The organism is Cytobacillus sp. ABV4_503 (assembly GCF_056158445.1).
This window is the reverse complement of record NZ_JBSWTH010000001.1, coordinates 3,674,090-3,694,548: the sequence shown is the minus strand read 5'-3', so window position 1 is coordinate 3,694,548 and position 20,459 is coordinate 3,674,090. Positions and strand designations below refer to the sequence as shown.

Below are 20,459 nucleotides of genomic sequence, written 5' to 3'. Positions count from 1 at the left end.
GATTGGAAAGAATATACCTTGACCATGCGGCAACTGCGCCAATGCATCCGGAAGTGATTGAACGGATGACTGAAATCATGAAATCTGAATTTGGAAATCCTTCCAGCATTCATTATTTCGGGCGGGGTGCACGCCATATTGTCGATGAAGCAAGATCTGCTTTAGCAAACAGTATTGGTGCAAAAGCCAATGACATTATTTTTACAAGCGGGGGAACAGAAGCTGATAATCATGCGATTTTTGGAACAGCTGAATCCTCCCGCCATAGGGGCAAACACATCATCACAACCCAAATTGAACATCATGCGGTTTTGCATGCATGTGAAGAACTTGAAAAACAGGGCTTTGAGGTAACGTATTTGCCTGTTGATCCAAATGGCCGTGTTTCGGTAAAGGATGTAGAAGCTGCTTTGCGGGAGGATACCATTCTTGTAACCATCATGTACGGAAATAATGAAATAGGAACCCTTCAGCCGATTAAGGAAATAGGCGAGTTATTGGCGGAGCATCCTGCTAAATTCCATACTGATGCTGTTCAGGCTTACGGCCTTGAAAAAATTGATGTACAGGAATTGAAAGTGGATTTGCTTTCCGTCTCCGCCCATAAAATTAATGGACCAAAAGGGATCGGCTTTTTATATGCCCATCCTGATGTGAAACTTTCTTCCCGGCTTTTTGGCGGTGAACAAGAAAGGAAGCGCAGGGCGGGAACTGAAAATGTTCCATCTATTGCAGGCTTCCAGGAGGCAGTTCGGATCACTCAGAAGGAGATGGAAACTAAGCGGGAGGAGCTGCATTCTTTTAAGATGCTGTTCATGAATAAACTGAAGCAGGAAGATGCTGTTTTTGAACTGAACGGATCACTTGATTATTCCCTGCCTCATGTTTTAAACTTAAGCTTCCCCGGAACAAATGTTGAAGCCATGCTGGTTAATCTTGATTTGGCTGGTATAGCAGCATCAAGCGGGTCGGCCTGTACTGCAGGCTCCATCGATCCATCCCACGTCCTTGTCAGCATGTTTGGAAAAGGATCAGACAAACTGCAAAATTCCATCCGTTTCAGCTTCGGCCTCTTTAATACAAAGGAACAAGCTGAACGAGCTGCAGAACATACAGCCAAAATCGTGAAGCGGCTGGCTAAATAGATAGGATATTTGAAAAAATGCAAGTCTAAGCGATTAGAATTGAGGTGAAATAGAGATGAAAAAAGATCCAAAGGATACCCGGGTAGTGGTTGGAATGTCCGGAGGCGTTGATTCTTCTGTTGCTGCCCTGCTTTTGAAGGAACAGGGGTACGATGTGATCGGGATTTTTATGAAAAACTGGGATGATACCGATGAGAACGGTGTTTGTACCGCTACAGAGGATTACAATGATGTCATCCGGGTATGCAACCAAATCGGAATTCCTTATTATGCAGTTAACTTTGAAAAGCAATATTGGGATAAGGTGTTTACCTACTTCCTTGAAGAATACAAGGCAGGAAGAACACCCAATCCTGATGTTATGTGCAATAAGGAAATTAAATTTAAGGCTTTTCTTGAACACGCTATGAGCCTTGGCGCAGACTACCTGGCTACTGGCCACTATGCACGCGTGGAATTCAGGGATGGCGAATACAGAATGCTAAGAGGCCTTGATGATAATAAGGATCAAACGTATTTCCTGAATCAGTTAACACAGGATCAGCTCGAAAAAGTTATGTTTCCTATTGGCGACATTGAAAAATCAAAAGTGCGTGAACTTGCAAAGGAAGCCGGTTTGGCAACTGCAGCAAAGAAAGACAGCACGGGCATCTGCTTTATAGGTGAGCGTAACTTCAAGGAGTTCCTTGGGAATTACCTTCCAGCTCAGCCAGGGAACATGGAAACTATGGACGGAAAGGTTGTCGGCAAGCATGATGGCCTGATGTATTATACCATTGGGCAGCGACATGGACTGGGCATTGGCGGAGCAGGTGAACCATGGTTTGCAATTGGCAAAGACCTGAAGCGGAATGTCTTGTATGTTGGACAAGGCTTTCACAATGAAATGCTCTATTCAGACTCCATTATTGCTGTTAATACCAGCTGGGTTTCCCATACAGAACTGCCGCAGGAATTTGAATGTACGGCCAAGTTCAGATACCGTCAGGCTGATAGCAGAGTAAAGGTTCAGATCCTTGGAGATGGAAAAGTACAAGTTATTTTTGACGAGCCAATCCGAGCTGTTACCCCGGGGCAGGCAGTTGTTTTTTATAATGGAGACGAGTGTCTTGGCGGCGGAACAATTGATAAAATATTCAAAGATGGCAAACAGCTGGATTATGTGGGTTAAGAAAAGACGGGGCCCCGATTCTTACATAGAATCGGGGTTTTATTATGGGAATAGCTGTCAGCAGAAATGGAAAATTCAAATATGCTATACTTTGATTTGAATGGAGTGATAAATAATGGATAAGAACCAAATGGGTATTCAATATATGCAAGAAGGAAAATGGGAAGAAGCATCGAAGGTTTTTATGGAAGCAATTGAAGAAAATCCCTCTGATCCTGTTTCCTATATTAATTTTGGAAATGTGCTATCAGCTGTAGGGGAAAACGAAAAAGCGCTGAAGTTCTATGAAAAAGCAATAGGACTTGATGAAAACGCGGGTGCTGCTTATTATAGTGCGGGAAACTTATATTATGAATTGCAGCAGTTTGACGAAGCAAAAAAGATGTTTGAAACAGCATTGAGAAAAGGCCTGGAAACCGGAGATAACTTCTTCATGCTTGGCATGTCCCTAACAGCCCTTGACCAGGGGAAACTGGCTTTGCCTTATTTGCAGCGCAGTGCGGAACTGAATGAAAGTGATGCCGAAGCACATTTTCAATACGGATTATGTCTGGCGCAGCTGGATTATATTGATGAAGCAATCCAGCAGATGAAAAAGTGCATTGAAATTGAACCGGAGCATGCAGATGCCTATTACAACCTTGGAGTAGCTTATGGATTTAAAGAACAGGAGAACGAAGCACTCTCATACTTTAATAGGGCACTGGAAATTCAGCCGGACCATATGCTTGCCGGGTATGGAAAAAAGCTGATCGAAAAAGGCGGCAGTGACTTGAGCTAAAAGTTGTATTATGGGGAGGATATGGAAATGGAGAAACAGGATTCCTTGGATCTTTTTGCCGAACAGGGAAAGTTCATAAAGGGCAGACATCTTGTCACTATTTTTCATAATGAGCAAAACTTATATACGGTTGTACGCATTCGGGTTGATGAAACGAATGACTCATATGATGAAAAAGAAGCGGTCATTACAGGCTATCTGCCAAAGATGCATGAACATGAAACTTATATTTTCTACGGTGAATTCAAGGATCACCCTAAGTTCGGCGTCCAATTCCATGCAAGCCATTACAGGAAAGATCTTCCCCAGACCAAACAGGGTGTAGCCAATTATTTATCAAGCGAATTATTTAAAGGGATTGGAAAGAAAACCGCCGAGCAAATCGTTGAGACACTTGGAGAAGATGCGATTACACGCATTCTAAATCAGCCGTCTCTTCTCGATAAGATCCCAAAATTGTCACCTGAAAAAGCAAAATTGCTCTACGACACGCTTATGGAACATCAGGGCCTTGAGCAAGCCATGATTGCACTAAATCAATATGGTTTTGGCCCGCAGCTTTCCATGAGAATTTATCAAGTGTATAAAGAAATGACGATTGAAGTCGTCCAAAGCAATCCTTATAGGCTGGTTGAGGATATAGAAGGAGTCGGCTTTGGCCGTGCAGATGAACTGGGATATCAAATCGGCATTTCAGGTAATCACCCTGATCGGATTAAAGCAGCCTGCCTTTACATACTTGAAATGGAAAGCATGCAGGCAGGCCATGTTTATATTGAAGCAAAACCTCTTCTGCAAGGTGTGAAAAAGCTTTTAGAAGAAAACAAGCGTGATACCATTGAATACAGGGATATTTCCAATGAACTGATTAAGCTTGAAGAGGAAGGGAAGATCATGGCTGAAAGCCAAAAAATATACCTTCCATCCCTTTATTTTTCTGAAAAGGGACTTGTAACTAATATCAAACGGATCCTTAAGCAAACACAGTATGATGAACAGTTCCCGGAGTCGGAATTTCTTTTGGCCCTTGGCAATCTGGAGGAACGTCTTGGTGTTCAGTATGCCCCAACCCAAAAGGAAGCCATTCAAACAGCTCTTATGTCTCCTATGCTGATACTGACTGGCGGCCCGGGTACCGGAAAAACAACTGTTATAAAGGGAATTGTTGAATTATATGCCGAGCTGCATGGCTGCTCTCTTGAACCGAAAGACTATAAAAAGGAAGAGCCTTTTCCCTTCCTGCTGGCTGCGCCTACAGGAAGGGCTGCAAAACGGATGGCCGAGTCAACTGGGCTGCCCGCTGTAACCATTCACCGACTGCTTGGCTGGAATGGGACTGAAGGGTTTGACAGGCACGAAGAGAGTCCATTGGAAGGCAGGATTTTAATTGTTGATGAGACATCAATGGTTGATGTTTGGCTTGCTAATCAGCTTTTTAAGGCTCTCCCTGAAAATATGCAGGTGATCCTTGTGGGGGACGAAGATCAGCTGCCTTCAGTGGGTCCAGGCCAGGTTTTGAAAGATCTTTTGCGTTCAGAATGTATTCCTACCGTTCGTTTAACAGATATTTACAGACAGGCTGAAGGATCCTCAATCATTGAATTGGCTCATGAAATGAAAAAAGGCAAACTTCCGGCGAACATTTCTGCACAGCAGACAGATCGTTCCTTTATCAAATGCCTGCCGGGCCAAATTGCGGATGTTGTTGAAAAGGTTGTACTGAATGCCAAGAAGAAAGGTTATTCTTCAAAAGATATTCAGGTGCTTGCCCCTATGTACCGCGGACCTGCAGGCATTGACAGGCTAAACGAAATATTGCAGGAAATACTAAATCCAAATCCTGATGGAACGAGAAAAGAGCTGTCCTTCGGTGATGTGAAATACAGAATCGGCGATAAAGTCCTTCAGCTTGTCAATCAGCCTGAGAATAATGTGTTTAATGGGGATATGGGTGAGATTGTTTCCATTTTTTACGCAAAGGAAAATACGGAAAAACAGGATATGATTGTCGTATCCTTCGATGGTGCAGAAGCTACATACACAAGGCAGGATCTTAATCAGATCACACATGCCTACTGCTGTTCAGTTCATAAATCCCAGGGAAGTGAATTCCCTATTGTCATTTTGCCTGTTGTTAAAAGCTATTACAGGATGCTTAGAAGGAATCTTCTTTATACCGCCATTACCCGCAGCAGACAATTTTTGATACTGTGCGGTGAAGAAGATGCGTTGAAGATCGGTGTGGAACGTGCGGATGAACAGGCCCGACTGACAACTCTTTCAGAAAAGCTTAGAGATGCCATTCCATTAAACGGTGAAACAATACAGGAAGATACAGCTGAGTTATCCCTGCCTGAACCCTTAACCCTCGAAGAAAGGCTTCTCCAAGCCGATCCCATGATAGGAATGGGAAATATAACACCGTATGATTTTATGGAAAAAGAATATAGCTAAAAAGAACAGTCTAAATAACAGACTGTTCTTTTTGTATACCATCAGATTTCGAAGGGGGATTTCATGGGAAAGTGGAATGAAGAAGCTGCACCAAACAACAATATGGCTTCAGAAGAGCTGGCAGGCTCCAATCTAACCTCCGGCGCTGACCTGGTTAAAGGGGATACTAAGAAAGATTCAGCCAAAGGGGAATTAAATAATCCTGGCAATAGAAGCACTGTGTAGTCGTTTGATTATAAATTTATATATAGGAGCAGTGAACATGAATAATAAAAGCAGAACCTCTCTTCTCAATCTCCATGGTGTGAAACGGCGTAAAAAGCCGCAGCAGCCGGATTATGAATTTTCAGAGGAACTTTCGGATGGTGGAGAGCGTAATGAGCGCTTTAATAAGCCGAGATATACTGGCAAGTAAAAGGGAAAGAAAAAATTTTTTGGCTCCCATGGCAAAGGTTTTTCGTCATGTTTTTTAGGGGACAGTGAAAACTAAAAATGTTCGGGAAGGCGGGATTCTCTTTGCGGACATTTTCTTTATTAAAAGGTTTGCCGGTTTTTGAATTGAAAACCGGAAATAAAGCAGGCGATATTTGTGATTTATCCATTTCAGGCAATGGTAAAGTACAGGGATTACTGCTGCGAAAGGGCGCTCTTCTGAAAAAGACATATATCATCAATATTGAGGACGTGGCATCTTTTGGCTGGGATGGGGTAATGATTGAAGATTCCTCTGTTCTGCAAGCAATTCCAAAATATGAGGATTATACATGTGAGAACCATAACCGGTTAACTGGGAAAATGATTATGAGCCAGGAAGGTGAACGGCTTGGCTTACTTGAGGATGTATATTTCAAGGAAGAATTGGGCACGATTGTAGGGTACGAACTGTCGGATGGCTTCTTTTCAGATGTGCTGGAAGGAAAACGTGTCATAAAAACCGATGACCCGCCTGCAATTGGAAAAGATGCCATAATTGTAAATGTAAAATAGTGAGGTGTCTTTTCCGTGCTGAAATGTCCAAATTGCCAGAGCAAAGATATTGGAAAAATTGGAATTAATCAATTTTACTGCTGGAATTGCTTTATAGAACTTTCCTTGTCCAAAGGGGTCATTAACACCCATCAAGTAGAGGAAGATGGTACACTTAGCTCCCTTGATGATTTATTTGAAGAAGATGAGCGCCGGTTTCTTTCGTAATTATTGACGAAAGAGGTGAGCCAGTTTGAATAAAATATTAACCTCTGCAATGATGCTTGGGGCAGGCATGGCTGCTTATAATTACGCGCAAAAGAATAATATGATATCAGGCCGAAAAATGAAACGTATGCAAAAAAGAATAACGAAAGCTTTATTTTAAAATTACTTTGAGGCTGGTTCTTTTTAAAGGACCAGCTTTTTTGTGGAATGAATGCTTGAGCTCCTTTCCCATGAAAAGGCATTCGCGCTTATCTTATTACGTACAATGCATAATTCCCCACGAAGCAATCACAATAAAAACAAGGAGGCGGTCCATATTGAATATTCAAATGAAATGGTACTACCGGCTTGGATTTCTGCTTCTCTTGTTTATTGTGATTTTAGTCTTCCTAAAGCTTCAGGCATTATGGATGCCTGTTCTGGAGATATTATTAGCAGTATTCATTCCTTTTGTCATTGGAGCCTTTATTACATATCTCCTTCACCCGATTGTGGAAAAATTGAATGAAACGGGCCTTCATAGGGGTCTTGCCGTTTTTATTATTTATTTTTTATTTTTCGGGGGGATCGGACTAGCTTTATATAAAGGGATTCCGGCTTTTATTCATCAATTGCGTGATCTTTCAGAAAATGCTCCTCAATTTGCCAATCAATACCGGGAATGGATCGACCTTATTCAGAGTAAAACATCAACATGGCCTGATGGCCTGCAAACTAGGATAGATGAAGTCATTGCAGCGGTTGAGAACCGGTTAAATAATCTTTTAACGAAGGTAATCACATTTTTTCTTAATGTATTGAATTATGCGGTGATTATCGCTGTAATTCCCTTCATTTCTTTTTATCTCCTTAAAGATTTTTCGATTATGAAAAAGGCTGCCTGGTATTTGACTCCAAGGAAATGGAGAAAGGAAGGCGTTTTATTCTTAAGGGATGTAGATAAGTCCCTGGGAAGCTATATTAGAGGCCAGCTTCTGGTATGTGCAGCCATCGGGGCCATATCCTCGCTGCTTTTCTGGATCTTTGATATGCGCTATCCTCTTTTACTTGGCACTATAATTGGAGTTACAAATGTAATCCCTTATTTTGGCCCAATTATAGGAGCGGTCCCGGCTGTAATCATTGCCTCTGCTTTATCAGTCAAGATGATTGTGATTACAATTGGCATCATTATAGTTCTTCAGTTTCTGGAGGGGAATGTTCTTTCACCCCTGATTGTTGGAAAAAGCCTTCATATGCATCCGCTTCTCATTATGCTGGCCTTATTGGCTGGCGGGGAAGCGGCAGGGATACTGGGCTTAATCATTGCAGTTCCGATTTTAGCTGTCATTAAAGTAAGCATTATACATGCGAAAAAACACTTTACAAAAAATAAACAGCCAAAAATCACGGGAACTCCATCATGATGTTGACAACAATAAAGATAAATCGCTATAATTCCTCTATAAAGCTATATTAAACATGTTGACGGAATAAGTATGTTATAGGCCATCTGCGTGAAATGCTGGTATTGCATTCATAAAAGAGAGGGAGTTCCCAGGCTGAAAGAACTCCCAGATGAAGGATAACAGAAAGCTAATCCCGAGTGTGCAGCTAATCACTGCCGTTTATCCGCGTTATGGATCTGAGAGATGGGAGATTAATTAATGCTGGATAAAGTTCTGGTCATTGTTTTAACCTTCCATAATCAGGGTGGTACCGCGAGCAAGTTCTCGTCCCTGTCCAGGGATGAGGGCTTTTTTTGTTGTTTTTAAAGCTATTACATAATTTTAGGAGGCTGGTTAGAATGAAACAATTATCAGGTGCTGAAATACGCCGAATGTTTTTAGACTTCTTCAAGGAGAAAGGACACGCTGTTGAACCCAGCGCTTCCCTGGTTCCGCACGAAGACCCTTCTCTGCTCTGGATTAATAGTGGTGTCGCCACTCTGAAAAAATATTTTGATGGCCGCGTCATCCCTGAGAATCCAAGGATTACAAATGCCCAAAAATCCATCCGGACAAACGATATTGAAAATGTAGGCAAAACAGCAAGGCACCATACTTTTTTTGAAATGCTGGGCAATTTTTCAATTGGTGATTATTTTAAAGAAGAAGCCATCATTTGGGCTTGGGAGTTTTTGACTGATAAAAATTGGATTGGGTTTGAAGAAGAAAAGCTATCTGTTACGATTCACCCCGAAGATGACGAAGCTTTCAAAATCTGGCGGGAAAAAGTGGGAGTTCCGGAAGAAAGAATTATACGCCTGGAAGGGAATTTCTGGGATATTGGAGAAGGCCCAAGCGGTCCAAATACAGAAATCTTCTATGATCGCGGACCTGAGTATGGAAATGACCCGGAAGATCCTGAATTATACCCCGGCGGTGAAAACGAGCGGTATTTAGAAGTTTGGAACCTTGTGTTTTCTGAATTTAACCATAATCCGGATGGCACCTATACGCCTCTTCCAAAGAAAAATATTGATACCGGGATGGGGCTTGAACGGATGGCATCTGTCGTTCAAAATGTGCCTACCAACTTTGATACAGATCTATTTATGCCAATTATCAGCGGAACAGAAGAAATCTCAGGCAAGAATTATGGAGCTTCTAAAGAAACGGATGTTGCATTTAAAGTTATTGCAGATCATATCCGCACAGTAGCATTTGCAGTGGGGGATGGTGCGCTTCCTTCCAATGAAGGACGGGGTTATGTATTGAGAAGATTGCTTCGCCGTGCAGTCAGATATGCCAAGCAAATCAATATAAATGAGCCATTCATGTATGATTTGGTGCCGGTAGTAGGGGAAATAATGCATGACTTCTATCCGGAAGTAAAAGAAAAAACAGAATTTATCCAAAAGGTCATCAAAAACGAAGAAGAACGTTTCCATGAAACACTTCATGAAGGTCTTGCCATCCTGTCTTCTGTTATTAAGAAAGAAAAGGAAAAAGGCAGTGTTACGATTCAGGGGGCAGATGTCTTCCGACTTTATGACACGTATGGATTCCCGGTAGAATTAACTGAAGAATATGCGGAAGAAGAAGGTATGAAGGTGGATCATGCCGGATTTGAAAAGGAAATGGAAGGACAGCGCGAGCGTGCACGTTCAGCTCGTCAGGATGTAGATTCCATGCAGGTCCAAGGCGGCGTATTAGGTGAGCTTAAAACTGAAAGCGAATTTGTTGGGTATGATAAGCTTCAGACAGAAGCTAAAGTAGCAGCCATCGTAAAAGACGGGCAGTTAATTAATGAAGCCCATGCTGGTGAAGAAGTCCAGCTGATTCTGAATGAAACACCATTTTACGCAGAGAGCGGCGGACAAATTGCGGACCAGGGAACTCTTGAAGCAGAGGGTTTAAAAGTTTCAATTAAGGATGTTCAAAAAGCGCCAAATGGACAAAACCTTCATAGAGCTGTCGTTGAAGAAGGAACGCTGAAGGCTGAAGCATCTGTACTGGCTTCTGTAAATGAGCAAATCCGTTCTAAGGTAATCAAGAATCACACTGCAACTCACTTGCTTCATCAGGCTTTAAAAGATGTACTGGGAAGCCATGTCAACCAGGCTGGATCCCTGGTAGGCCCTGATCGCCTTCGCTTTGACTTCTCTCATTTCGGGCAAATTACCTCTGAAGAACTTGAGAAGATTGAGGCTATTGTCAACGAACAAATATGGCAAAGCCTTGATGTTGATATCAATTTCAAAGATATTGACGAGGCAAAGGCAATGGGGGCTATGGCACTATTTGGTGAGAAATATGGCAAGATTGTCCGTGTTGTTCAGGTTGGGGATTACAGTCTTGAGCTTTGCGGCGGGTGCCATGTTCCGAACACTTCTTCTATCGGATTGTTTAAGATTCAATCGGAAAGCGGAATTGGGGCTGGAACACGCAGAATTGAAGCTGTAACAGGCGAGGCTGCATATAAGCTGATGAATGACCAGATTCATGTTCTAAAAGAAGCCTCAGGCAAATTAAAAACCAATCCAAAAGATTTGTCTGCAAGAATTGATGTGCTGCTTGGAGAAATGAAGCAGCTCCAGCGCGAAAACGAATCTTTAGCTGCAAAATTGGGCAATATTGAAGCAGGGAGCCTGGTATCAAAGGCAAAAGAAGTCAACGGCGTTACTGTTCTTGCTGAAAAGGTTCAGGCGTCAGACATGAATAATCTGCGCAATATGGTCGACGATTTAAAACAAAAACTTGGATCTGCAGTTGTGGTATTAGGCAGTGTAAATGAGGGTAAAGTGAATATTATAGCAGGGGTAACAGATGATCTGATCAAAAAAGGCTACCATGCGGGCAAAGCGGTCAAAGAAGTCGCTGCAAAATGCGGTGGCGGCGGTGGCGGCCGTCCGGATATGGCCCAGGCTGGCGGAAAAGACCCGGAAAAACTTGAAAGTGCTCTGCAATTTGTGGAAGAATGGGTTAAATCCGTTTGATATCCCTGAAAAGTAGTGTAAAATGAAGGTAACCAAGAGAGATTGTTCATCATCAGGAAGAAACAGCTTGTTCTTCACCATGTTTTCCTGTCAGGAACAAGATCATTTATTGATCGCTCTGTTTATTCAGGCGGCAGGCCAAACCGTTATGAAGAGCTGGATAAGCTGGCTGTTTACCGGATTTCAGGTCCGGCACATATAAGCTATCCTCATCCTTCATTCAGAAAAGCGAGGTGTAAGATATGAGCTCATTTGATAAAACAATGAGGTTCAATTTTCCTGAAGAACCAATCGAACAAGATGTGAATGAAGTTCTTTTTCAAGTTTATGGGGCCCTCCAGGAAAAAGGGTATAACCCTATTAACCAAATTGTCGGTTACCTGCTGTCCGGGGATCCAGCTTACATTCCCCGCCATAAGGATGCCCGCAATATCATCCGTAAACTTGAACGGGATGAGATCATCGAAGAATTGGTTAAATCATACTTAAAACAGCAGCGTGAGGGGTAAACATGCGGACTATGGGACTGGATGTCGGCTCTAAGACAGTCGGCGTCGCTCTGAGCGATGCGCTTGGATGGACAGCGCAGGGCTTGGAAACCATCAAAATCAACGAGGAAGAAAAAGAGTTTGGTTTTGAAAGAATTAGTGAAATAATAAAAGAGCATGAAGTCAGTAAAATTGTTGTCGGCTTGCCTAAAAATATGAATGGAACCATTGGCCCCCGCGGTGAAGCAAGCCAGTTTTATGCTTCGGAGCTGGAAAAGCTATTTGGTCTTCCGGTCGTATTATGGGACGAGCGTCTCTCTACAATGGCAGCTGAAAGAGTTTTGCTTGAAGCGGATGTCAGCCGCAAGAAACGGAAAAAGGTCATTGATAAAATGGCAGCCGTCATGATTTTACAAGGCTTTTTAAATAGCCAAATTTAATGAGGTGAACAGAAATGAACCATGGAGATAACAACATTACTGTAATTGACGAGGAAGGCAACGAGCAGCTTTGTGAAGTATTGTTCACGTTTGATTCCGAAGAATTCGGCAAGTCATATGTCCTGTACTACCCAGTGGGAGCAGATGAAAATGATGATGAAGAAATTGAAATTCATGCATCTGCATTCAGCCCAAGCGAAGACAGCAAGGACGGCGAACTGCAGCCAATCGAAACAGAAGAGGAATGGGATTTAATTGAAGAAATGCTTAACACATTCCTTGATGAGCAAGAAGATTAATAAAACTGGCCCCCGGGCCAGTTTTTTATTTTTCTCCCCGATTTCTGATATAGGTTCAAAAGGCCTAAAATCATTAAAACCAAAAGTGAAAATCGTTGAAATTATTGGCGTTTCTTTTTGGTTTTTGTAATATCCTGCGACTTCCAAAAGAAAATATAGTATAATAAGCCGAGATGTATCAGGAAACAAAAATGATGATGCGAAGTTATACTTAGGCTTGTTGGCAAGCAAGCAAACTGGTTAATTTACTGGATAACATCATGCTATTAGCCTGTCTTTTGCAAAAGAAGCCAACGTCTTTGGAACGGAGGGGATATGTGATGTCGGCAGACGATAAAAAAGGAAAAAAAGAAATAATACGCGAAAAAATGATTGAGCGCCAAGGGGAAGCGAAAGTAGTCCGGAAAATTGTCATGATAGTTGCAATCATATTATTAATCTCAGCTGCTGCAGTAATTGGCGGCGGATATTTTTATATTAATTCAGCTTTAAAGCCTGTTGATCCCGACAATGATAAGCCAAAGAAAGTAGAAATACCAATCGGTTCATCTGTTACAGGAATCGGCACTGTTCTTGAAGAAAATGGAATTGTCAGGGATGCGCGTGTCTTTAAATATTATGTGAAATTTAAAAATGAAGCTGGATTCATGGCAGGAGAATATGAATTGAAGCCTTCCATGAACATGAAAGAAATCCTGGATAGCTTGAAAACAGGTAAGGTTATGGAAGAAATGGCTTTTAAGATCACCATTCCGGAGGGAAAACAGCTTGAGCAAATCTCAGGAATTATTGCCGAAAAGACTGATAAAAAACCTGAAGACGTTTTGAAGAAACTCAATGATAAGGCTTTTATAGAGTCTTTAATGGCAGAATATCCTGAATTGCTGACAAAGGAAATCCTTGCAGAGAATATTAAGTATCCTCTTGAAGGATACTTATTCCCGGCAACCTATCCTTTTTACAAAGAAGATCCGACTATAGAGGAAATTGTCAAAGTTATGCTCGATAAAACGGCATCAGTTATTAAAGAGTATAGAGGCGACATGGAGCAGAGGGAATACACCCCGCACAAATTATTGACAATGGCATCGCTCATAGAGGAAGAAGCAACAGCGAAAGTAGACCGTGATCAGATTGCGAGTGTTTTCTACAATCGGATAGACACAGGAATGCCGCTGCAGACAGATCCAACTGTCCTGTATGCGCATGGAGAACATAAATCAAGGGTCCTATATAAAGACTTGGAGATTGACTCGCCATACAACACATATAAGTATCCTGGTTTGACGCCCGGACCAATCGCAAATGCAGGCGTTTCATCAATTGAAGCAGCATTGGTGCCGGCAGAGACAGAATACCTGTACTTCCTGGCAACATCTACAGGAGAAGTGCTTTTCTCAAAAACTCTGGATGAGCATAACCAAAAGAAAGCACAGCATATTACAAATAATTAGTCAGCAAAAAGGGGAATGTGCGATATAGCATTCCCCTTTTAATTATGGTAAAATAGATCAGGTGTTTTAATACAAGCTTTGCGATAGCGTAAATCACGGACAAGCATGGATACAGGCTAACTCAAGCCGGAATGCCAAACAGTGCATTTTCACATCCTATCTGTGAACGCTATTTTTTCATGTCTAAATAGAATAGCGGATAGGGACGACAAGATTAAGATGATTCCTGTAAGAAGGCATATTTTCTTCTGGAGGGAAACGGCTTAGACAGGAGCGTCCTGAGAGCCGCAGCTGGACAATAAAATTCCGTCTGATCGAGGTGATGCCAGCTTGATGAACGATAAGCTGCATGCATATATAGAGGAAATAATACCTGAAAGACCCCATCTGCTGAGCAAAATGGAGCAATACGCCAAAGAACATAATGTTCCGATCATGGAACTGGCAGGAATCGAGGCGATGCTTCAGCTTTTGCGCATCCAAAAGCCGAAAAGAATTTTAGAAGTAGGTACGGCAATTGGCTATTCTGCACTCAGAATGGCATTCGCAGTTCCTGAAGCGAAAATTGTTACAATTGAACGCGATGCGGAACGGTACCAGCTTGCCGAGCAATATATAGATGAAGCCCAAAAAAAGGAGCAAATCTTCATCATAAAGGGAGATGCACTGGAAGTTGAGGAGGACGTCAAAAAACACGGACCCTATGATGCAATTTTTATAGATGCAGCAAAGGGACAATATCAGCGGTTTTTTGAAATATATTCCCGCTGCCTCTCTAATGACGGTGTAATCATTACAGATAATGTCCTTTTTAAAGGACTTGTGTGTGAATCTGATATAGAAAATAAACGTATCCGGAATCTGGTTAAAAAAATTGATGCGTTTAATAAATGGTTAATGAGTCATCCTGAATATCACACAGTTATTTTGCCTGTTGGGGATGGCGTGGCAATTAGTAAAAAGAGGTGAAAATAATGAAAAAACCTGAACTGTTAGTAACACCCACAAGAGTTGAAGATATCGAGCAGCTTGTGTCGGCTGGTGCAGATGCCTTTGTTGTAGGTGAACAGCGTTATGGACTGAGGCTTGCAGGAGAATTCACAAGGGAAGATGTGAAAAAAGCGGTGGAAATTGCCCAAAAGCATGGAAAAAAAGTGTTTGTGGCGATGAATGCTTTATTTCATAATGATAAAGTGCCTGAGCTTGAGGACTACATCAGTTTCTTAGAAGAAATAAATGCTGATGCTGTTATCTTCGGGGATCCTGCTGTATTAATGGCAGCCCGTTCCGCGGCCCCTGACATGAAGCTCCATTGGAATACCGAAACGACTGCAACAAACTGGTATACATGCAATTACTGGGGCAGAAAGGGTGCTAAACGCGCTGTTCTGGCAAGAGAGATTAATATGGATGCCATCATCGAAATAAAAGAAAATGCTGAAGTGGAAATTGAAGTGCAGGTTCATGGCATGACTGCAATGTTCCAGTCAAAGCGTTCCCTGCTTGGCAATTATTATGAGTACCAGGGAAAAGCCCTTGAAGTTGAAAACCGCAAACAGGAAAAGAATATGTTCCTTCACGATAAGGAACGGGAAAATAAATACCCGATCTTCGAAGATGAAAATGGCACTCATATCATGAGCCCTAATGACATCTGCATTATAGATGAACTGCAGGAGATGATTGAAGCAGGCGTTGATTCATTTAAAATTGATGGAGTATTAAAAAGCCCGGACTATATTATCGAAGTCACTAAACTCTACAGAAGAGCTATTGATCTATGTGTCGAAGACCCGGAACAATATGATGATATAAAAGATGGCCTTCTCGCTGAAATTGAAGAAATTCAGCCGGCGAACCGAAAGCTGGATACTGGGTTCTTCTTTAAAGAAACCGTCTACTGATGATTATATTATAAAGAAAGAGGAGGAAGCTTTATGGCAGCGGTAAAAGAGAAAATTTCCGAAATTGTCAACGGCAAAAGGGTTATTGTAAAGAAGCCTGAACTGCTTGCTCCGGCAGGAAACCTTGAAAAGCTGAAGATTGCCGTCCACTATGGTGCAGACGCCGTGTTCATCGGCGGACAGGAATATGGCCTCCGTTCGAACGCAGGCAACTTCACTTTTGAAGAAATGAAAGAAGGCGTGGAATACGCCAAAAAATACGGAGCTAAGATTTATGTCACAACCAACATTTTCGCGCATAACGAAAATATTGATGGTCTTGAGGAGTATTTGCTGGGCCTTAAAGAAGCAGGAGTAGCAGGAATCATTGTAGCAGATCCGCTTATCATTGAAACCTGCCGACGTGTTGCACCGGAGATAGAAGTCCATTTAAGCACGCAGCAATCCCTATCCAACTGGAAGGCAGTCGAGTTCTGGAAAGAAGAAGGCTTGGAGCGTGTCGTCCTTGCGCGTGAAACAAGTGCGGAGGAAATCAAAGAAATGAAGGAGAAGGTAGACATTGAAATTGAAACCTTCATCCACGGGGCAATGTGTATTGCCTACTCAGGACGCTGTACACTCAGCAATCATATGACAGCCCGTGATTCCAACAGGGGCGGCTGCTGTCAATCCTGCCGCTGGGATTATGACTTATACCAGCTTGAAGACGGGAATGAAGTTCCTTTATACAGCGAAGGAGATGCTCCTTTTGCTATGAGTCCGAAAGATCTTAAGCTGATTGAATCAATTCCCCGTATGATTGAACTGGGAATCGACAGCTTAAAAATAGAAGGACGCATGAAATCCATTCATTACATTGCAACAGTAGTCAGCGTATACCGTAAAGTCATTGATGCCTATTGTGCAGATCCAGATAACTTCAAGATTAAGCAGGAATGGCTTGAAGAGCTTGATAAGTGTGCAAACCGCGAAACAGCTCCCGCTTTCTTTGAAGGGGTTCCTGGGTATAAAGAGCAAATGTTTGGAAATCATAGCAAAAAGACGAATATCGATTTCGTCGGGCTTGTACTGGAATACAATCCGGATACAAAAATTGTTACCCTTCAGCAGAGAAACAAATTTCAGCCTGGAGAAGAAGTTGAATTCTTCGGTCCTGAAATTGACAATTTTACACAAGTCATCGATAAAATATGGGACGAAAAAGGCAATGAACTGGATGCAGCGCGCCATCCGCTTCAAATTGTTCAATTTAAGGTGGATACGCCGGTATACCCTAACAACATGATGCGAAAGGAGCTCTAATCAATGAAACGCAAACCCGTTGTAATTGGGGTGGCCGGCGGTTCCGGCTCAGGAAAAACGAGCGTAACCAAAGCGATCTATGACCGTTTCAAAGGGCATTCAATCCTTATGATCGAACAGGACTATTATTATAAGGATCAAACTCATCTGCCTTTTGAAGAAAGATTGAAAACGAATTATGACCATCCGCTTGCATTTGATAACGATTTGCTAATTGAACATATTGAAAACCTGCTAAGATATGAACCGATTGACAAGCCTGTATATGATTATGCCATGCATACAAGGTCAGAAGAGGTAATTGAAGTCGAACCAAAGGATGTCATCATCTTAGAAGGCATTCTGATCCTTGAGGATGAGAGGCTCCGTAATCTGATGGATATGAAATTATATGTAGATACGGATGCCGACTTGCGTATTATCCGCCGCTTATTCAGGGATATAAAAGAACGGGGACGCACCATGGATTCCGTCATAGAACAATATGTAAATGTGGTACGGCCAATGCATAATCAATTTATTGAGCCGACCAAAAGATATGCTGACATCATTATCCCAGAAGGCGGGCATAATTATGTTGCCATAGATTTAATGGTCACAAAAATTCAAACAATTCTTGAACAAAAGTCATTTTTATGAAACAATAGCATTGAAAATGTTCTATAGGACTTATCCTTTTACCGAATGGCTGTGTTAAGATCTGATGCTGATTCCAGCTTTAGCCCGTCAGTCAAAATCTTCCAGAGCCAGTCAACATAAAAAGATGATCTGCGCGCCCTTTAACAAAGGACGCGCTCCTGTTCATTTTCCTAAAAATATGATAAAAAGAAGTACATACATTATAGAACACATACTTTTAAAGAATGTGTAATTCGAAGGAGTGAAGGTTTTGGCTACAGAAAAGGTTTTCCCAATGACACAAGCAGGTAAAGAAAAACTTGAGCAGGAACTTGAATATTTAAAATCGGTTAAACGCAAAGAAGTGGTTGAACGTATAAAAATCGCAAGAAGCTTTGGAGATCTTTCCGAGAACTCAGAATATGATTCAGCGAAAGAAGAGCAGGCATTTGTTGAGGGCCGGATTACCACTCTTGAAAATATGATCCGCAATGCAAAGATAATCCAAGAGGAAGAAATGGCCGGAGATATTGTGGGACTTGGCCGCTCCGTTACTTTTGTAGAGCTTCCAGATGGAGACGAAGAAACTTACACCATCGTGGGAAGTGCAGAGGCAGATCCTTTTGAAGGAAAAATCTCAAATGATTCACCTATTGCAAAAAGCCTGATTGGCCGTACAGTTGGAGACGAAGTGACTGTTCAGACTCCTGGTGGTGAAATGAACGTACGCATTGTTTCCATTAAATAAGAATAGCTGGTTTGAAATCAGAAAACCTCGTCAAGACTTTTGACGAGGTGTTTTTTATGTGGAGAAAAAGAGCAGTTGGCTGGCTTATCGTTAGTTTTATGGTCCTTTGTTTTCTTATGGGCAGATTGATACAGCTGCAGCTTGTTTCAACAGAGCATTTTACAGGCAGAGAAATTAATCTATTGGAAGCGAGTGTCCGTCAGCGGTCCCAGGAGATGATTATTGATGCCGGGAGAGGAAACTTCCTGGATCGCAGCGGAAATCCAATGACATTTGAAAATAAATCTGTCCTTATATTATTCCCCTTCCTTGCAAGAATGGAGTGGGATATAAAGAAGATATCTGAAATTACGGGTGCTTCGGAGTATTCATTGCGACATTCAGTTGAGAATGCAAAAGAGCCGTTTGCCTTTGGAACCCCAGAGCCAATACAGTTGTCATTCGATCAGATGGAGGACATCAATGCATTGAAAATTCCGGGTGTCTTTGCTGTTGAGAAGAAATACAGCCGTTCTGAGAAACCTGCCTCTCAGCTAATTGGAATTACCGGGCAAAATCAGAATGTTTTGAATGAAAGGTATCCGGACAAAGATCTGTCTTCTGACACAATGATTGGCATTACCGGCATGGAGAAAAGCTTTGATGAGTTTCTGCTTCCTGAAGGGGCATCAAAACTTGTCTATCATGTGGATGGGACAGGCGGACCGCTGTTTGGGATTGATGTAAAATATGTTGAGCCAGCAAACCCCTTTTATCCGGTCAATATTAAAACAACCTTGGACTACGATTTGCAGATGATGGCCGAAAAATTGGCTGATCAGCATGGGATAAAAAAAGGGGGAGTTGCCCTCCTTGATATAGAGACAAATTCGGTTTTGGCAATGGTGTCGCGTCCATCCATTAATAAAGATAATCCTTTTGATGAAGAAAGCAGCGGGACAGTAAATCATATGATTAAACAGCAAATTATGGGATCGGTTTTTAAAACAGTGGTGGCAGCTGCGGCAATTGATCATGGTCTGGACGATCCACAAAGGCAATTTGACTGCAGCAGGAAAATTAACGGGGAGCCTGACCTTAAATACCAGCATGGGATGCTGAATTTTAATGATAGCTTTGCCAGAAGCTGCAATAATACATTTGCTACCATTGCTAAGGAGCTTAAAGATATAAATCCCGATCTTCTTGAGGAGTATGCAGAGAAACTTTCATTAACGGGTCCTGTAAGCTGGCAGGGGAATATTTATCATTTTAACGATTTCAAACAGCTTCAAGACGAAGAAAAAGGACGAGTGTTTTTGACTGAAGAGGCAAAAAAAGACAGTAATTTTGCAGGCCTGACAGGGATTGGGCAGCATGAAGTGAGAGCCACTCCGCTTGCTGTTGCCAACATGATGGCAACTATAGCAAGAGGAGGCGAAAAAGAAATGGTCCGGGTTGCTTCTGAAATAGAATATAAAAACAGTACATCTCTTATAGAATTCAAAAAGCAGAAGCTGGATGGAGATATTATTGCCCCTTATACTGCTATGAAGCTTCAAAGGCTGCTTAGGGAAGTAGTAATTAATGAAGATGGGACCGGCCGCTGGTTTAAAGAACTTCCATACGAAGTTGCAGGTAAATCGGGCACTGCAGAAACAGGCATAATGGCAGATGGAAAACAGCTTCACAATAAATGGTTTGCTGGTTATTTCCCTTATAAAAATCCAAAATATGCCCTTGTAGCGGTAAACCTGGAAGTTACTGAAGACACAGGAGGGGTAAATCCGCTTTTTGCTGATATTGTGAAAGAAATCTATAACAATAATCATAAAAAAGAAAATCCTCCATCTGACTCTGCAGACTCTTAATTAAATATGGTATAGTATAACTTTCCGCATGCTGACGTCGTCCATTTAATTGCTGGCAGTACCTGAGTCCATAGGTTAATTCTTTTAAGATAACCTGATTCCATGTTAGAATGTTGACAGCCGCTGTTTGGGTAATAGCATATCTGTTTGCGGCAGGATTTATAATTTCTAATCATTTATTAATATTTTTA

Annotated in this window: 22 protein-coding genes; all 22 read left to right on the top strand. The window is 41.9% G+C overall.

Going from position 1 to position 20,459, the window contains the following annotated elements; genetic code table 11:
- Positions 1-2 precede the first annotated feature (2 nt).
- The 22 genes from ACXAD1_RS18660 (at position 3) to ACXAD1_RS18555 (ending at position 20,268) form a co-directional block, all read left to right on the top strand.
- Positions 3-1,145, top strand: a complete 1,143-nt coding sequence (locus ACXAD1_RS18660; RefSeq protein WP_474910741.1) for a cysteine desulfurase family protein — start codon at positions 3-5, stop codon at positions 1,143-1,145.
- Positions 1,146-1,200: 55 nt separating this feature from the next.
- The gene (gene mnmA, locus ACXAD1_RS18655) at positions 1,201-2,316 is read left to right on the top strand and encodes a tRNA 2-thiouridine(34) synthase MnmA (RefSeq protein WP_474910740.1); all 1,116 of its coding nucleotides are present in this window, start codon (positions 1,201-1,203) and stop codon (positions 2,314-2,316) included.
- A gap of 115 nt (positions 2,317-2,431) precedes the next feature.
- Positions 2,432-3,097 carry a tetratricopeptide repeat protein gene (locus ACXAD1_RS18650; RefSeq protein ID WP_474910739.1) on the top strand — a complete coding sequence of 222 codons (666 nt, stop codon included), beginning with the start codon at positions 2,432-2,434 and terminating at the stop codon, positions 3,095-3,097.
- Between the two features lie 27 nt (positions 3,098-3,124).
- The gene (gene recD2 / locus ACXAD1_RS18645) at positions 3,125-5,551 is read left to right on the top strand and encodes an SF1B family DNA helicase RecD2 (RefSeq protein ID WP_474910738.1); all 2,427 of its coding nucleotides are present in this window, start codon (positions 3,125-3,127) and stop codon (positions 5,549-5,551) included.
- 63 nt (positions 5,552-5,614) lie between these two features.
- Positions 5,615-5,776 (top strand): hypothetical protein, encoded by a 162-nt coding sequence (locus tag ACXAD1_RS18640; RefSeq protein WP_474910737.1) that lies wholly within the window; start codon positions 5,615-5,617, stop codon positions 5,774-5,776.
- A 37-nt stretch (positions 5,777-5,813) separates the two neighbouring features.
- Entirely contained in the window at positions 5,814-5,966 is a 153-nt protein-coding gene (locus ACXAD1_RS18635; RefSeq protein WP_009333066.1) for a hypothetical protein, read from the top strand.
- A 101-nt stretch (positions 5,967-6,067) separates the two neighbouring features.
- Positions 6,068-6,538 carry a PRC-barrel domain-containing protein gene (locus tag ACXAD1_RS18630; RefSeq protein ID WP_474910736.1) on the top strand — a complete coding sequence of 157 codons (471 nt, stop codon included), beginning with the start codon at positions 6,068-6,070 and terminating at the stop codon, positions 6,536-6,538.
- Positions 6,539-6,553: 15 nt separating this feature from the next.
- Positions 6,554-6,745 (top strand): hypothetical protein, encoded by a 192-nt coding sequence (locus ACXAD1_RS18625; RefSeq protein WP_289439768.1) that lies wholly within the window; start codon positions 6,554-6,556, stop codon positions 6,743-6,745.
- Positions 6,746-6,770: 25 nt separating this feature from the next.
- The gene (locus ACXAD1_RS18620) at positions 6,771-6,905 is read left to right on the top strand and encodes a YrzQ family protein (protein ID WP_206838874.1); all 135 of its coding nucleotides are present in this window, start codon (positions 6,771-6,773) and stop codon (positions 6,903-6,905) included.
- A 157-nt stretch (positions 6,906-7,062) separates the two neighbouring features.
- The gene (locus ACXAD1_RS18615) at positions 7,063-8,151 is read left to right on the top strand and encodes an AI-2E family transporter (RefSeq protein ID WP_206838873.1); all 1,089 of its coding nucleotides are present in this window, start codon (positions 7,063-7,065) and stop codon (positions 8,149-8,151) included.
- A gap of 380 nt (positions 8,152-8,531) precedes the next feature.
- Positions 8,532-11,165, top strand: a complete 2,634-nt coding sequence (alaS, locus tag ACXAD1_RS18610; protein WP_474910735.1) for an alanine--tRNA ligase — start codon at positions 8,532-8,534, stop codon at positions 11,163-11,165.
- Between the two features lie 42 nt (positions 11,166-11,207).
- The gene (locus ACXAD1_RS18605; protein ID WP_206838871.1) at positions 11,208-11,411 is read left to right on the top strand and encodes a hypothetical protein; all 204 of its coding nucleotides are present in this window, start codon (positions 11,208-11,210) and stop codon (positions 11,409-11,411) included.
- Positions 11,408-11,674, top strand: a complete 267-nt coding sequence (locus tag ACXAD1_RS18600; RefSeq protein WP_009333061.1) for an IreB family regulatory phosphoprotein — start codon at positions 11,408-11,410, stop codon at positions 11,672-11,674. The genes ACXAD1_RS18605 and ACXAD1_RS18600 overlap by 4 nt, the downstream gene beginning before the upstream one ends.
- Before the next feature lie 2 nt (positions 11,675-11,676).
- The gene (gene ruvX / locus ACXAD1_RS18595; RefSeq protein WP_206838870.1) at positions 11,677-12,093 is read left to right on the top strand and encodes a Holliday junction resolvase RuvX; all 417 of its coding nucleotides are present in this window, start codon (positions 11,677-11,679) and stop codon (positions 12,091-12,093) included.
- Positions 12,094-12,107: 14 nt separating this feature from the next.
- A complete protein-coding gene (locus ACXAD1_RS18590; protein WP_009333059.1) occupies positions 12,108-12,392 on the top strand; it encodes a DUF1292 domain-containing protein in 285 nt (94 codons plus the stop codon).
- A 320-nt stretch (positions 12,393-12,712) separates the two neighbouring features.
- Positions 12,713-13,846 carry an endolytic transglycosylase MltG gene (mltG, locus tag ACXAD1_RS18585; RefSeq protein ID WP_206838869.1) on the top strand — a complete coding sequence of 378 codons (1,134 nt, stop codon included), beginning with the start codon at positions 12,713-12,715 and terminating at the stop codon, positions 13,844-13,846.
- A gap of 333 nt (positions 13,847-14,179) precedes the next feature.
- Positions 14,180-14,815 (top strand): O-methyltransferase, encoded by a 636-nt coding sequence (locus tag ACXAD1_RS18580; protein WP_244671142.1) that lies wholly within the window; start codon positions 14,180-14,182, stop codon positions 14,813-14,815.
- A 5-nt stretch (positions 14,816-14,820) separates the two neighbouring features.
- Positions 14,821-15,750, top strand: coding sequence for a peptidase U32 family protein (locus tag ACXAD1_RS18575; RefSeq protein WP_474910734.1), 930 nt, complete (start codon positions 14,821-14,823; stop codon positions 15,748-15,750).
- 33 nt (positions 15,751-15,783) lie between these two features.
- Positions 15,784-17,052 (top strand): peptidase U32 family protein, encoded by a 1,269-nt coding sequence (locus tag ACXAD1_RS18570; RefSeq protein ID WP_474910733.1) that lies wholly within the window; start codon positions 15,784-15,786, stop codon positions 17,050-17,052.
- A 3-nt stretch (positions 17,053-17,055) separates the two neighbouring features.
- Positions 17,056-17,691 carry a uridine kinase gene (gene udk / locus ACXAD1_RS18565; RefSeq protein WP_206838862.1) on the top strand — a complete coding sequence of 212 codons (636 nt, stop codon included), beginning with the start codon at positions 17,056-17,058 and terminating at the stop codon, positions 17,689-17,691.
- Between the two features lie 250 nt (positions 17,692-17,941).
- Entirely contained in the window at positions 17,942-18,418 is a 477-nt protein-coding gene (greA, locus tag ACXAD1_RS18560; RefSeq protein ID WP_009333053.1) for a transcription elongation factor GreA, read from the top strand.
- A gap of 56 nt (positions 18,419-18,474) precedes the next feature.
- Positions 18,475-20,268 (top strand): peptidoglycan D,D-transpeptidase FtsI family protein, encoded by a 1,794-nt coding sequence (locus ACXAD1_RS18555; RefSeq protein WP_206838861.1) that lies wholly within the window; start codon positions 18,475-18,477, stop codon positions 20,266-20,268.
- Positions 20,269-20,459 lie beyond the last annotated feature (191 nt).

What these genes read in the sequence shown, in the direction of transcription:
- mnmA (WP_474910740.1), top strand. Translation starts at nt 1,201, where the DNA reads ATGAAAAAAGATCCAAAGGATACCCGGGTAGTGGTTGGAATGTCCGGA.
- ACXAD1_RS18650 (WP_474910739.1), top strand. Translation starts at nt 2,432, where the DNA reads ATGGATAAGAACCAAATGGGTATTCAATATATGCAAGAAGGAAAATGG.
- recD2 (WP_474910738.1), top strand. Translation starts at nt 3,125, where the DNA reads ATGGAGAAACAGGATTCCTTGGATCTTTTTGCCGAACAGGGAAAGTTC.
- ACXAD1_RS18640 (WP_474910737.1), top strand. Translation starts at nt 5,615, where the DNA reads ATGGGAAAGTGGAATGAAGAAGCTGCACCAAACAACAATATGGCTTCA.
- ACXAD1_RS18635 (WP_009333066.1), top strand. Translation starts at nt 5,814, where the DNA reads ATGAATAATAAAAGCAGAACCTCTCTTCTCAATCTCCATGGTGTGAAA.
- alaS (WP_474910735.1), top strand. Translation starts at nt 8,532, where the DNA reads ATGAAACAATTATCAGGTGCTGAAATACGCCGAATGTTTTTAGACTTC.
- ACXAD1_RS18600 (WP_009333061.1), top strand. Translation starts at nt 11,408, where the DNA reads ATGAGCTCATTTGATAAAACAATGAGGTTCAATTTTCCTGAAGAACCA.
- ruvX (WP_206838870.1), top strand. Translation starts at nt 11,677, where the DNA reads ATGCGGACTATGGGACTGGATGTCGGCTCTAAGACAGTCGGCGTCGCT.
- ACXAD1_RS18590 (WP_009333059.1), top strand. Translation starts at nt 12,108, where the DNA reads ATGAACCATGGAGATAACAACATTACTGTAATTGACGAGGAAGGCAAC.
- mltG (WP_206838869.1), top strand. Translation starts at nt 12,713, where the DNA reads ATGTCGGCAGACGATAAAAAAGGAAAAAAAGAAATAATACGCGAAAAA.
- ACXAD1_RS18580 (WP_244671142.1), top strand. Translation starts at nt 14,180, where the DNA reads ATGAACGATAAGCTGCATGCATATATAGAGGAAATAATACCTGAAAGA.
- ACXAD1_RS18575 (WP_474910734.1), top strand. Translation starts at nt 14,821, where the DNA reads ATGAAAAAACCTGAACTGTTAGTAACACCCACAAGAGTTGAAGATATC.
- ACXAD1_RS18570 (WP_474910733.1), top strand. Translation starts at nt 15,784, where the DNA reads ATGGCAGCGGTAAAAGAGAAAATTTCCGAAATTGTCAACGGCAAAAGG.
- udk (WP_206838862.1), top strand. Translation starts at nt 17,056, where the DNA reads ATGAAACGCAAACCCGTTGTAATTGGGGTGGCCGGCGGTTCCGGCTCA.
- ACXAD1_RS18555 (WP_206838861.1), top strand. Translation starts at nt 18,475, where the DNA reads ATGTGGAGAAAAAGAGCAGTTGGCTGGCTTATCGTTAGTTTTATGGTC.